This is a genomic window from Pseudomonas sp. PSB11 (assembly GCF_014596605.1).
Taxonomy (GTDB): Bacteria; Pseudomonadota; Gammaproteobacteria; order Pseudomonadales; family Pseudomonadaceae; genus Aquipseudomonas; species Aquipseudomonas umsongensis.
On record NZ_NOIO01000042.1, the window covers coordinates 20051 to 32095 of the forward strand.

The 12045-nt window shown below is 62.5% G+C and carries 12 protein-coding genes; 7 read left to right on the plus strand and 5 right to left on the minus strand.

From position 1 onward, the window contains the following. The first annotated feature begins 11 nt into the window (after nt 1-11). Genes CGA21_RS28570 through CGA21_RS28585 form a run of 4 tightly spaced genes read left to right on the plus strand, consistent with a single transcriptional unit; the run spans nt 12 to nt 3588 of the window. A complete protein-coding gene (locus tag CGA21_RS28570; RefSeq protein ID WP_188265581.1) occupies nt 12-938 on the plus strand; it encodes a metal ABC transporter substrate-binding protein in 927 nt (308 codons plus the stop codon). Next, a complete protein-coding gene (locus CGA21_RS28575) occupies nt 935-1780 on the plus strand; it encodes a metal ABC transporter ATP-binding protein (protein WP_110749447.1) in 846 nt (281 codons plus the stop codon). The genes CGA21_RS28570 and CGA21_RS28575 overlap by 4 nt, the downstream gene beginning before the upstream one ends. Further along, nucleotides 1780-2679 (plus strand): metal ABC transporter permease, encoded by a 900-nt coding sequence (locus CGA21_RS28580; RefSeq protein WP_033041974.1) that lies wholly within the window; start codon nt 1780-1782, stop codon nt 2677-2679. The genes CGA21_RS28575 and CGA21_RS28580 overlap by 1 nt, the downstream gene beginning before the upstream one ends. Next, a complete protein-coding gene (locus CGA21_RS28585) occupies nt 2680-3588 on the plus strand; it encodes a metal ABC transporter substrate-binding protein (RefSeq protein ID WP_188265582.1) in 909 nt (302 codons plus the stop codon). A 219-nt stretch (nt 3589-3807) separates the two neighbouring features. On the opposite strand, the gene CGA21_RS28590 is transcribed toward CGA21_RS28585, so the two are convergent. The 5 genes from CGA21_RS28590 to CGA21_RS28610 all read right to left on the minus strand — a co-directional run bounded on the left by CGA21_RS28590 (nt 3808) and on the right by CGA21_RS28610 (nt 8271). Next, nucleotides 3808-4035: an MbtH family protein gene (locus CGA21_RS28590; RefSeq protein WP_033041979.1), complete on the minus strand. Its 228-nt coding sequence runs from the start codon at nt 4033-4035 to the stop codon at nt 3808-3810. An 81-nt stretch (nt 4036-4116) separates the two neighbouring features. After that, nucleotides 4117-5529 (minus strand): aspartate aminotransferase family protein, encoded by a 1413-nt coding sequence (locus tag CGA21_RS28595; RefSeq protein WP_188265583.1) that lies wholly within the window; start codon nt 5527-5529, stop codon nt 4117-4119. Nucleotides 5530-5586: 57 nt separating this feature from the next. Continuing rightward, complete coding sequence (locus CGA21_RS28600) at nt 5587-6069, minus strand: GNAT family N-acetyltransferase (RefSeq protein WP_110749453.1); 483 nt, start codon at nt 6067-6069, stop codon at nt 5587-5589. Nucleotides 6070-6265: 196 nt separating this feature from the next. Next, the gene (locus CGA21_RS28605) at nt 6266-7591 is read right to left on the minus strand and encodes an ATP-binding protein (protein WP_110749455.1); all 1326 of its coding nucleotides are present in this window, start codon (nt 7589-7591) and stop codon (nt 6266-6268) included. Beyond that, the gene (locus tag CGA21_RS28610; RefSeq protein WP_110749457.1) at nt 7588-8271 is read right to left on the minus strand and encodes a response regulator; all 684 of its coding nucleotides are present in this window, start codon (nt 8269-8271) and stop codon (nt 7588-7590) included. Before CGA21_RS28610 ends, CGA21_RS28605 begins: the two co-directional genes overlap by 4 nt. Nucleotides 8272-8424: 153 nt before the next feature. On the opposite strand from CGA21_RS28610, the gene dsbD reads away from it, so the two are divergent. The 3 genes from dsbD to dsbG are packed head-to-tail and all read left to right on the plus strand — an operon-like array spanning nt 8425 to nt 11758. Beyond that, nucleotides 8425-10161 (plus strand): protein-disulfide reductase DsbD, encoded by a 1737-nt coding sequence (dsbD, locus tag CGA21_RS28615; RefSeq protein ID WP_188265584.1) that lies wholly within the window; start codon nt 8425-8427, stop codon nt 10159-10161. Next, nucleotides 10161-11015, plus strand: a complete 855-nt coding sequence (locus CGA21_RS28620; protein ID WP_110749460.1) for a TlpA disulfide reductase family protein — start codon at nt 10161-10163, stop codon at nt 11013-11015. Before dsbD ends, CGA21_RS28620 begins: the two co-directional genes overlap by 1 nt. Next, nucleotides 10991-11758: a thiol:disulfide interchange protein DsbG gene (gene dsbG / locus CGA21_RS28625; protein ID WP_110749462.1), complete on the plus strand. Its 768-nt coding sequence runs from the start codon at nt 10991-10993 to the stop codon at nt 11756-11758. Before CGA21_RS28620 ends, dsbG begins: the two co-directional genes overlap by 25 nt. Nucleotides 11759-12045: the final 287 nt, after the last annotated feature.

A 12045-nucleotide genomic window follows, 5' to 3' on the forward strand; every position in this document is an offset into this window, starting at 1 on the left:
ACCGCTTTCCCATGCCTATTTCATCGCTACGTTCTTTCCTGCGCCTGTCACTGATCGGCCTGCTGGCCTGCCTGTTGCCCTCCCTGGCCAGCGCCGATGAGGCCAAGCGCCTGCGCATCGGCATCACCCTGCACCCGTATTACAGCTATGTGGCCAACATTGTCGGCGACAAGGCCGAGGTGGTGCCGCTGATTCCCGCAGGCTTCAACCCGCACGCCTACGAACCGCGTGCCGAGGACATCAAGCGCATCAGCGGGCTCGACGTGATCGTGCTCAACGGCGTCGGCCATGACGACTTCGCCGACCGCATGATCGCCGCCAGTGAAACGCCGAACGTGCCGGTGATCGAGGCCAACGAAAACGTGCCGCTGCTGGCCGCCACTGGCGTCGCCGCGCGTGGCGCGGGCAAAGTGGTCAACCCGCACACCTTCCTGTCGATCAGCGCCTCGATTGCCCAAGTCAACAATATCGCCCGTGAACTGGGAAAACTCGACCCGGCCAACGCCAGGACCTACACCGAGAACGCCCGCGCCTACGGCAAGCGCCTGCGCAAGATGCGCGCCGACGCCCTGGCCAAATTGACCGCGGCGCCGAACGCCGAGTTGCGCGTAGCCACGGTTCACGCCGCCTACGATTACCTGCTGCGCGAATTCGGCCTGGAAGTGACGGCGGTGGTCGAGCCGGCCCACGGCATCGAACCCAGCCCCAGCCAGCTGAAAAAGACCATCGACCAACTGCGTGAGCTGGATGTGAAAGTGATCTTTTCGGAGATGGATTTCCCCTCCACCTATGTCGACACCATCCAGCGCGAATCCGGGGTGAAGCTGTATCCGCTGTCGCATATCTCCTACGGCGAATACACCGCCGACAAGTACGAAAAGGAAATGACTGGCAACCTCAACACCGTGGTGCGGGCGATTCAGGAGTCCGGGGCATGACATCGAAAGAAACCATCCCGGGCGATGCACAATCCGCTGTGGGAGCGAGCCTGCTCGCGAAGGCGTCCAGTCAGGCGACATCATCATTGAATGACACAGCGCAATCGCGAGCAGGCTCATTCCCACAGGTTTCGGGCCCGACCCTGGATTTCGCCGATATCAGCCTGACCCTCGGTCGCACGACCATCCTCGACAACGTCACATTTCAAGTGAGGCCCGGTAGTGTGCATGCGCTGGTCGGCCCCAACGGTGGCGGTAAAAGTTCGTTGATCAAGACCCTGCTCGGGCAGATGCCGCACCAGGGCCGCTTGAGCCTGCAATGGCCAGGCGAGCCGGGGACGATCGGCTACGTGCCCCAGGCGCTGGAATTCGATCGCGGCCTGCCAATGACTGTCGACGATTTCATGGCCGCGATGTGCCAGCGACGCCCGGCGTTCCTTGGCTTGAGCAAGCACTACGCGAAGGCGATTGGCGACGCGCTGGAACGGGTCGGCATGCAGGACAAGCGCAAGCGGCGCATGGGCGCGCTGTCGGGAGGCGAGCGTCAGCGCGTGTTGTTGGCGCAAGGACTGATTCCGGCGCCGCAACTGCTGGTGCTCGACGAACCGATGTCGGCCCTTGATGAAGCCGGCATCCGCGTGTTCGAACGCTTGCTGGGCGATTGGCGCGCGGCGGGCATCACCGTGCTGTGGATCGAGCACGACCTGGAAGCGGTCGCACGCCTGGCCGATCACGTCACCGGCCTGAACCGCCGAGTGCTGTTCGACGCCACACCGCAACAGGCCCTGACCCCTGATCGCCTGCTGAGCTTGTTTTCGACCCATCCACGGAGCGCTGCCTGATGAGTTACGAAGCCTTTCGATTGATGGTCCAGGGCTGGGCCTCGTCGGGTTATCTGCCTGAGGCACTGGCCTATGGATTTGTCGTCAACGCCTTGCTCGCCGGCCTGTTGATCGGCCCGGTGCTGGGCGGTCTGGGTACCCTGGTGGTGGTCAAGCGCTTCGCGTTTTTCTCCGAAGCGGTGGGCCACGCGGCGCTGACCGGCGTGGCCATCGGCATCCTCCTGGGGGAACCCTACACCGGGCCATACGGCAGCCTGTTCGGCTACTGCCTGCTGTTCGGCATCTTGCTCAACTACCTGCGCAACCGCACGGGCCTGGCGCCGGATACGTTGATCGGTGTGTTTCTGTCGGTGTCGTTGGCGCTGGGTGCCAGTCTGCTGCTGATCCTGGCGGGCAAAATCAACGTGCACATCCTCGAGAACGTACTGTTCGGATCGGTGCTGACGGTCAACGGCAATGACCTGCTGGTGCTGGCCATCGTCGGTTCGCTGGTCATGGCCCTGGCCTTGCCGCTCTACAACCGCATCATGCTCGCCAGCTTCAACCCGCAATTGGCGGCAGTGCGCGGGGTGGCAGTGAAGTCCCTGGATTATCTGTTCGTGATTCTGGTGACGCTGATCACCGTCGCCGCCGTGAAAGTCATCGGCGCCATCCTCGTTGGTGCGTTGTTGGTGATACCGGCCGCGGCGGCGCGCCTGCTCAGCCAGTCCCTGAAGGGCTTCTTCTGGTGCTCGGTGCTGATCGCCACAGTGAGCACGCTGTGCGGGATTCTCGCACCGATTGTCTTTGACCTGCCGATCCCCTCCGGAGCCGCGATCATCCTGGTGGCCGGTATCGCTTTTGCCCTGGCCGCCATCGCGCGCGGCGTCGTCCCCAGCCTCAAAGGGAACCTTGGATAAATGTCATTTTCTCTGCGACAACTGACCCTGGCGCTCGCCCTGTGCGGGCTGGCCACAACCGCCATCGGCGCTGACAGCAACAAACCGTTGCGGGTGCTGGCTTCATTGCCGATCACCTGCGGCCTGGGCGAAGTGCTGCTCAAAGGCACCGATGTCAGCTTGGAGCGCGCGGCGCCAGCCAACCTGCCTGGCAGCCGCCAGACCGCCTACTTCACCGGACGTGGCGCTGCGGCGCTGGCCAAGATGGCGAGCGGCGCCGATGCGGTGATCGGCTTGCGCTCGCTGTGGCCGGACGATCCGCTGTATCCGATCTCCCGGCGCAGCAACATTCGCATCATCGAAGTCGACGCCGCGCGTCCAGTGGATGGCGCCCTGCCCGGCATTGCCGTGCAGCCGGGCAGCAAGGTCGATGGCTTGAACAGTCAGCCGTGGCTGGCCAGTAACAACATGGGACGCATGGCCGACGTGATGGCGGCGGACCTGGTGCGCCTGGCCCCCGCGGCCAAACCTGCGATCGAGGCGAACCTGGCGACGCTGAAACAGCGATTGCTCAAACTCAGCGCCGACAGCGAAGCGCGCCTGGCTGCCGCGGACAACCTCAGCGTGATGAGCCTCAGCGATCACCTTGGCTACCTGATCGGCGGGCTCAATCTGGAGTTGGTTGGGCTCGATGCACGGCCGGATGCCGAATGGACGCCAGAGGCGCTGAAGGTATTGGGGGCAACGCTCAAGGACAACGATGTGGCGGTGGTGTTGCATCACCGGCAGCCCTCAGACGCGGTGAAAGCGGCGATTACGGAGGCCGGTAGTCGGTTGGTGGTGTTGAGTGTCGACGCCGCTGATCCGGTGGCGGAACTGGAAGGAAATGTGGATCTGCTGATCAAGGGGTTGAGCGACGCGTACCTGTAGGAGCCAGGCTTGCCGGCGAAGAACGATAACGCGGTATGACAGATAATCCGCAGCGCCTGGTTCGCGGGCAAGCCTCGCTCCTACAGGCGCAGAACGACAACGCGGTGTGACAGCTGCACCGCAGTGTCTCGTTCGCGGGGCCTCACCGCTCGCACTTACAAAATGAAAAAGCCCGCTGACCTGACCGGTTCAGCGGGCTTTTTGTTTGCAGGCGCTGACTCAGTGCGCCACGGCCACCTGCTCATCCATCTTCTGGCGCAGACTCAGCGGACGCATATCGGTCCAGGTCTCTTCAATATAGGCCAGGCATTCTTTTTTCAGCCCGCTTTTGCCCACGGTACGCCAGCCCTCGGGCACGGCTTTGTAGTCGGGCCAGATTGAGTATTGCTCTTCATGGTTGACCACGACCTGAAAGAGGATGTCCTCACGGTCGAATACTGACGTCATGCTGTCTCTCCATCGCTGCAGGGTCGGCTGTACGCTGTGTGCAGCCGCTATATGGAAGGAACGTTCCAGGGCTCTGGAAATTTAGAGTCTGGCGGTGGCAGCGGCCAAGGCCCTGCTGAAAATCTCGGCCACTTGATCAATCTCCGAGGCGGTGATCACCAGCGGTGGCAGAAAGCGAACCACGGCACCCAGGCGGCCGCCCAGTTCAAGGATCAAGCCACGCTTGAGGCATTCACGCTGTACCAACGGCGCCAGTCGCGCACACGCCGGAGGATGACCCAGGGCATCCGTCACTCCGGTCGGATCGACCAGCTCCACGCCGAGCATCAGGCCTCGACCTCGAATATCACCCAGCTGCGGGAAGTCACGCTGAAGGATGCGCAGGTGCTCGTTCAGGCGTTTGCCCATGGCGGCGGCATGTTCGCAAACCTTGTGTTCGACCAGGTAACGCATCACGGCGGAACCGGCGGCCATCGCCATCTGATTGCCGCGGAAAGTCCCGGCATGGGCGCCCGGCAGCCAAGTGTCGAGCCAGTCGCAATAGACCACCACGGCTAATGGCAAGCTGCCGCCGATTGCCTTGGACAGGACCACCACGTCCGGAATGATCCCGGCGTGCTCGAAAGCGAACATTTTGCCGGTACGGGCAAAGCCGCTCTGAATCTCGTCGACGATCAACGCCACGCCGGCTTTTTCGGTAATCCGGCGCAAGCCGCGCAACCAGTCGAGATCGGCCGGGATGACCCCACCCTCCCCCTGCACCACCTCGACGATCACTGCCGCCGGCAGCTGCACGCCTGCCTCAGGATCGTTCAACAGGTTTTCCAGATAGTGGAGGTTAGCCTTCACCCCCTTAGCGCCACCCAGCCCAAACGGGCAACGGTAATCGTAAGGGTACGGCATGAATTGCACGCCGCTACTGAGCAACGCACCCAGGGGCTTTTTCGGCCCGAGGCTGCCCATCAGGCTCAACGCGCCCTGGCTCATGCCGTGGTAACCGCCCTGGAATGACAGCACGGTGCTGCGGCCGGTGGCCGTACGCACCAATTTCAGCGCGGCTTCCACCGCATCGGTGCCGGTGGGACCGCAAAACTGGATCTTCGCTTGTGCAGCCAAGGCTTTCGGTAACAAGCCGAACAGGTCCTGGACGAATTGATCCTTAACCGGCGTGGTCAAGTCCAGGGTGTGCAGCGGCAGTTCGTCGGCCAGCACGCGCTGGATCGCTTCGATCACCACCGGGTGGTTGTGCCCCAGGGCCAGCGTCCCGGCGCCGGCCAGGCAATCGATGAACGTACGACCTTCAACATCTTCGACATACAGGCCCTTGGCGCGCTTGAGTGCCAGCGGAATACGGCGCGGGTAACTGCGGGCGTTGGACTCCTGCTGGCTTTGACGCGCCAGCAACGGCGATTCGTTGAATTGATAAAGCGTGTCGGCCGGCACCGGAGTGAACCGGGCCGATTGGTCTTGCACAAGCCTGGTAGCGACTGACATCTCTCGACCCCTCAATAAGGTTTTCCTGTTCTGGAAACGCACCGGGAGCCAGAGGATTTAGACCACAGCCAACGCTTTGTGCATGGGAATGGCATAGAGGCCCGCTACCGCGAACGCCTGGGCGTAGGCCCGATAACCCAGGCGCCGGTAAAAGGCCTCGCCGGTGCGGGTGCTGTTGAGTCGTGAATGCCGCAGCCCCTGATTGATCAACCAACCTTCGAGATCGCGCACCAGCGCTTTCCCGATCCCACGACGAAACCATTCCGGCAGTACGTAACAGAACGCTACCTTGCCGTTGCTGGAGGCCATGGCGACACCCACGGGTTTGCCCTGCAAGAGCGCGATGTTCAGGTACAACCGCCGGTCGGTGAACCAGGGAAGAATGTGTTCGATGGTCTTGTTGTGGGTCCAGTTGGCAACGGTTCGCGGGTTGTTGCGGTGGTCGGGCACGCAACCGACCCGGATGGAGCGCTTGATGATGCGACAAATGATGCCGGCGTCCGCCGGGGTTGCCTTGCAGGTGTGTACGGATGCTTCCATGATGCGATCACCTCAATCCATTGAGTTTGAGCAACGATAGTCTTGCGAGGTCCGGGCGGCCAATCTAGAGACGTTACATCTGATGTGTAACACCGGTCCCTGTAGGAGCTGCCGAAGGCTGCGATCTTTTGCTCTTGTTTCTATAAAGATCAAAAGATCGCAGCCTTCGGCAGCTCCTACAGGGGTTTGTGGTGTGCTAGACGGGCTGCAAGGGCATCGTCAGTTCCACCCGCAAGCCATCCGGCCGGCTGTCGAAATGCAGGGTACAGCCACAGCGCTGGACGATCGCCTGGACAATCGCCAGGCCGAGGCCGCACCCGTTGCTCTGGCCGTTGCGCCAGAAGCGTTGGGTCAGGTGTTGCAGGTCGTCATCGGCAATGCCCGGGCCATGGTCGCGCACCACGAACTGCACGCGGTTACCACTGGTTTGCAGGCTCAGCTCCACCGGCCCCTCGCCGGGTGTATGGCGCAAGGCGTTGTCCAGGAGGTTGCGCAGTGCGGCAATCGATAGCACCGCGGGCATTTTCACCGGGGCATGGGAGACCCTGGTCGGCAGCTGGAGCCTGATGCGCTGACGATCACCACCGGCCGCATCCTGTATGGCGAGTTTCGCCACCTGCTCGGCACTGCACTGCACTCCATCGTCAAACGACAGGCTGCCCTCGACCCGCGCCAGCAACAGCAGTTGTTCGAGGGTGCGATGCAGACGGTCGGCGCCCTCTTCGGCCCGGGCCAGGGATTGATCCCGTGCCGCGCCTTCGGTCATGCGCGCCACTTGCAGGTGAGTCTTGATGGCGGTCAGCGGACTGCGCAATTCATGGGCTGCGTCACCGGTCAGCCGACGCTCGCGTTCGATGGTCTTGCCGATGCGCTGGAACAACTGGTTCTGCGTGTCGAGCAAGGGCTGCAGTTCACTGGGCAACGGCTGGACCTGCAAAGGCTCTAGCGAGTCAGGGCTGCGGCGCATCAAGGCGTCGCGCATGCGATTGAGCGGCGCCAGTCCCTGGCCGATGCCGAGCCAGAGCAGGCACAGGCAACCGAGCAGTGCCACGCCCACCGGCACAGAAGCGGCCAGCAGGATCGACATGTTCAGCGCCTCGCGTTCGATTTGCCGGTCGGCCGTGGTGATCCGCAGGTCGCCGCGGGCCAGGGTGAAGCTGCGCCACGGCGCGCCGTCGATGATCTGGTCGTGGAACCCCATTTTCTCGGCTTCCAGGGTTTGCCCCGGATCACTGTGGCTGCGGGCGAGGATTTCACCCCGCAGCGAACTGACCTGACACGCCATGCCGCCGGGAATGTTCAGTTGCTCGGCACTGAAATGGGTGCCCTCGCCCTTGCTCGGCAACGCCGGCAATTGCTCCATGAGCCCGGCGACCATACGTGCCGAGGCCACCAGGCGCTGGTCGAGGGAAAACATCATCTGGTTGCGCAAATCGCTGAGCATCCAGGCCGCTGCCAAGGCCCAGATCAGGGCAAAAGCGCCGCCGAGCGTCAGGCTCAGGCGCAAACGCAGGCTCATCACTTTTTCAGTTCCTCTGCCCCATCAGCCGGGCCCAGGCGATAACCCAGGCCGCGCACGGTCTCGACGATGCCGTTACCGAGCTTGCGCCGCAGGTGATGGATATGGACGTTGAGGGCGTTGCTTTCCAGTTCGTCGTTGAATCCGTAGACGCTGTCTTTCAGCTGCTCAGTGGACAGCACCCGGCCACGGTTGTGCAACAAGGCTTGCAACAGTGACTGTTCGCGCCGGGAAAGGTCTACTGGCTGCCCCCCAAGCATGGTTTCGCGGCTGCTCGGATCGTACGTCAACCGGCCGTGTTCGATCAGGTTGACGCTGCGTCCCGCCACCCGACGCAACAGTGTGTGCAGGCGAGCGGCGAGCTCGCGCAGGTCGAACGGCTTGAGAAGATAATCGTCGGCCCCCGCTTGCAGGCCGTCGACGCGGTCGGTGACCGAATCCCGGGCAGTGAGGATCAGCACCGGGATCTCCAGGCCATGATGGCGCAACTGCTGCAACAGCTTCAGCCCGTCCTCGTCTGGCAAACCGAGGTCGAGGACCATGACGTCGAATTCGGCTACCTTGAGCATCGCCCGCGCCGCAGACGCGGTGGCGACGTGTTCCACGGTCAGGCCCTGGGCTGTCAGGCCAGCGACGATGCCGCTGGCAATCAACTCATCGTCTTCGCAAACCAGTACGTGCATGGAAAGCCTCGTGTAAATAACGCTATTAGGCCGGTGACCGATTAAGCGGACATTATGCCGCAAGTGCCCAAGCCACAAGGCGGCCAGGGTTAATCATCGGTTAATCGCCACCACCCATTGTGCAGCTCACTTGCTAAAGGATAAGGCTTTTCCATGCGTCAGCTGCTATTGCTCATCGCCCTGCTGTTTTCCGGCCTGACCCAGGCTGGCAGCAATCCGTTCGATACCAAACCCGACTTTCTCCCGGTCGGCAAAGCGTTCGTTTTCACCTCTGAACGCCTTGAGTCCGGCGAAACCCAGCTGTTCTGGCAGATTGCCGATGGCTATTACCTGTATCAGAAACGCTTGAAGTTCGACGGTTTGCCTGTCGACCAGCATCCCGCGCTGCCGGAGGGGGAATTCCACAGTGATGAATTCTTCGGCGAACAGCAGGTTTATCGCCAAGGCCTTGAGCTGAAGATCCCGGCGGGCGCGACTGGTCAGATCAAGGTCGGCTTCCAGGGCTGTGCCGATGCCGGCCTGTGTTATCCGCCACAAACCCAGGTCGTGGATCTGGGCGGGCAATCCCTGACGGGCACGGCAGACGAAGCACCGGACCAGGCCTTGGCCAGCAATCTGCAGCAACGAGCACTGGGCTGGAGCCTGTTGGTGTTCTTCGGTCTGGGCTTGCTGCTGGCGTTCACTCCGTGCTCGCTGCCGATGCTGCCCATTCTGGCGGGGTTGATCGTCGGCAGCGGCGCTACGCCGAGGCGCGGCGTGGCCCTGGCTGGCAGTTATGTGGTGAGCATGGCGCTGGTGTATGCGGCGATGGGCGTGTTGGCTGCATCCCTCGGCGCGAACCTGCAAGCCTGGTTGCAGAACCCTTGGCTGCTGGGCAGCTTCGCGGCGATTTTCGTGCTGCTGGCGTTACCGATGTTCGGCTTCTTCGAGCTGCAACTGCCGGTTGCCGTGCGGGATCGCCTGGAAAACGTCTCGCGCAATCAGCGCGGTGGCAGCCTGGTCGGCGCCGGTGCGCTAGGCGCGTTGTCCGGCCTGCTGGTCGGCCCGTGCATGACCGCGCCGCTGGCCGGCGCGCTGCTCTACATCGCACAGAGCGGCAACGCACTGCACGGCGGGTTGATCCTGTTTGCCATGGGCATCGGCATCGGTGTGCCGTTGTTGCTGCTGGTGACGGTGGGCAATCGCTTCCTGCCCAAGCCTGGCGCCTGGATGAACCTGCTCAAGGGCATCTTCGGCTTTCTGTTCCTCGCCACGGCGTTGCTGATGCTGCGCCCGGTGCTGGATGAATCCTTGTGGGTCGGCCTGTGTGGTGCCTTGCTGTTGGTCGCGGCTTATAGCGCGTGGAAGCAGTCTGACGGCTTTGGTCGCATCGCTCATCTGTTCGGCGCCACTTCGCTCCTGCTGGGTTTGTGGGGGAGCCTGGCCCTGATCGGCGCGGCGGGGGGCAGTGATGATCTGTTCAAGCCGTTGCAGGTCTTCCGCGCTTCCGGCTCGGCCGTCGCCGCCGTGCCGAACGGCCACGACGCCTTTACCACGATCAAGGACCCTGCGGTCCTGCAACGGGAACTCGATGCAGCGCAAGCACAGGGCCAGTGGGTACTGCTGGACTACTATGCCGACTGGTGCGTGTCGTGCAAGGTCATGGAAAAACAGGTGTTCGGCAAGGCAAAAGTGCTGGAAGCCCTCAGCGATGTGCGCTTGCTCCGACTGGATGTCACCGCCGACAATGCCGCCAGCCGCGAACTGCTCGGCCGTTACAAAGTGCCGGGGCCGCCAAGCTTGCTGTGGATCGGCACCGACGGCATCGAACGACGCAGCCAGCGCATCACCGGCGAGGTCGATGCCGACACTTTCCTGCAACGCTGGACCACCACCCGAGACGCCCGTTAATGCTGACTTTTACCCTCGGCACCTTTGCCATCGCGCTTAACCACCTGCTGCTGATCAGTGCCTTGGTGTTGGCGACGTTCGTCGGCTGGCGGGTGGCCAAGCGCGGTGGCGAGAACCCCGAGTCAGTGCTGTTCGGCCTGTTCCTGATCGGCATGCTCGCGGCGCGAATCGGTTTTGTCGCCGTTTACTGGACGCACTATCGCAGCGACCCCTGGCAGGTCATCGACCTTCGCGACGGTGGTTTCCTCGCCTGGCCTGGGGTCATCGCACTGGTGCTCGCCTCGCTCTACCGTGGCTGGCGTCGCCCGGGATTGCGTCGTCCTCTGGGATTCGGCGTGGCCAGTGGCCTGGCGTTCTGGTTGCTGGCGACCTTTTCGCTGAGCATTTTTGAACAGGGCACGCGCCTGCCGGACATCACCCTGCGCAATTCCGCCGGTGAAACCGTGCAATTGGCGGACTATAAGGGCGGCCCGCTGGTCATCAATCTCTGGGCTACCTGGTGCCCGCCCTGCCGCCGGGAAATGCCGGTGCTGGAGCACGCACAGCAACAGCGCCCCGACCTGACCTTCCTGTTCGTAAACCAGGCCGAAAGCATGCAAAGCGTCAGCACGTTCCTGGAAACCCAAGGCCTGAGCCTGTCCAATGTGCTGTTCGACGGCGGCGGTCGCCTGGGCCAGGCCGTCGGCTCCATGGCATTGCCAACTACGCTGTTCTATAGCCCCGAAGGCCGCCTGTTGGGCAGTCATCTGGGCGAACTGTCACAAGCCAGCCTGGCTCGCGCGCTGGAAAACTTCGATTCCGTACCTGCCACTTCTTCAAGGAAATTGCCATGTCCCGCCTCCGCCACCTGCTGACCCTGAGCCTGGGTGCCGCCCTGCTGCACCTGCCATCGGTGCAGGCCGAAGAGCTGCCCGAGGCGATCAAGAAGATCGAAGCCAAGGGCGCGAAAATCGTCGGTCAGTTCGACGCCCCGGATGGCTTGCGCGGTTACGCGGCGCAATACCAGAACCGCGGCATGGCGCTGTACCTGACGCCCGATGGCAAGCACGTTTTGCTGGGCAACCTGTATGACGCCGAAGGCAATGACCTGAGCAGCGCGCCATTGCAGAAACTGGTGTACGCGCCAATGGCCAAGGAAGTCTGGGGCAAGATGGAAGCGAGCAACTGGATTGCCGACGGCAAGAAGGATGCACCACGGATCGTCTACATGTTCAGCGACCCGAACTGCCCTTACTGCAGCATGTTCTGGGAACAGGCGCGGCCATGGGTCAAGGCTGGCAAGGTGCAGCTGCGACACATCATGGTCGGGATCATTCGTGAGGACAGCCCGGGCAAATCCGCCGCTCTACTCGCTGCCAAAGACCCGCAAAAAGCCTTGTACGACCACGAAGCCGCTGGCAAGGGCAGCTCGCTCAAGGCCTTGAAGGAGGTGCCGCCGGCGATCCAGGCGAAGCTCGCCGCCAACATGCAATTGATGGAAGAGCTGGAACTGCAGGCCACTCCGGCAATTTTCTATATGGATGACAAGGGTGAGTTGCAGCAACAGCAAGGCGCGCCTTCGCCGGACAAACTGGCGAAGATTCTTGGGCCGAAGTAAGCAGCCCCAGCCCTTGATCGTCCCCACGCTCCTCAGGGGAGGTGCACCAACAGCAAGGGCGTCTTCGCCGGACAAGCTGGCGAAGATTCCTGGGCCGAAGTAAGCAGCCCTGCCCTTGATCGTTCCCACGCTCTGCGTCACTAGTGTCCGGTAAAAACCAAAGGGGGAGCTTGCTCCCCCTTGCTGTTGGCGGCCGTCAGTCATAATCGGATTTTTCAGACTCGATTTTGGCTCATGTTTACCAGCACCCGTTTAGCCCACCTGCTCAGTGCGATCCCGCGCCAGTT

Coding starts and splice junctions, on each gene's coding strand:
- CGA21_RS28570 (WP_188265581.1), top strand. CDS start 12: ATGCCTATTTCATCGCTACGTTCTTTCCTGCGCCTGTCACTGATCGGC.
- CGA21_RS28575 (WP_110749447.1), top strand. CDS start 935: ATGACATCGAAAGAAACCATCCCGGGCGATGCACAATCCGCTGTGGGA.
- CGA21_RS28580 (WP_033041974.1), top strand. CDS start 1,780: ATGAGTTACGAAGCCTTTCGATTGATGGTCCAGGGCTGGGCCTCGTCG.
- CGA21_RS28585 (WP_188265582.1), top strand. CDS start 2,680: ATGTCATTTTCTCTGCGACAACTGACCCTGGCGCTCGCCCTGTGCGGG.
- CGA21_RS28590 (WP_033041979.1), bottom strand. CDS start 4,035: ATGACGTCAGTATTCGACCGTGAGGACATCCTCTTTCAGGTCGTGGTC.
- CGA21_RS28595 (WP_188265583.1), bottom strand. CDS start 5,529: ATGTCAGTCGCTACCAGGCTTGTGCAAGACCAATCGGCCCGGTTCACT.
- CGA21_RS28600 (WP_110749453.1), bottom strand. CDS start 6,069: ATGGAAGCATCCGTACACACCTGCAAGGCAACCCCGGCGGACGCCGGC.
- CGA21_RS28610 (WP_110749457.1), bottom strand. CDS start 8,271: ATGCACGTACTGGTTTGCGAAGACGATGAGTTGATTGCCAGCGGCATC.
- dsbD (WP_188265584.1), top strand. CDS start 8,425: ATGCGTCAGCTGCTATTGCTCATCGCCCTGCTGTTTTCCGGCCTGACC.
- CGA21_RS28620 (WP_110749460.1), top strand. CDS start 10,161: ATGCTGACTTTTACCCTCGGCACCTTTGCCATCGCGCTTAACCACCTG.
- dsbG (WP_110749462.1), top strand. CDS start 10,991: ATGTCCCGCCTCCGCCACCTGCTGACCCTGAGCCTGGGTGCCGCCCTG.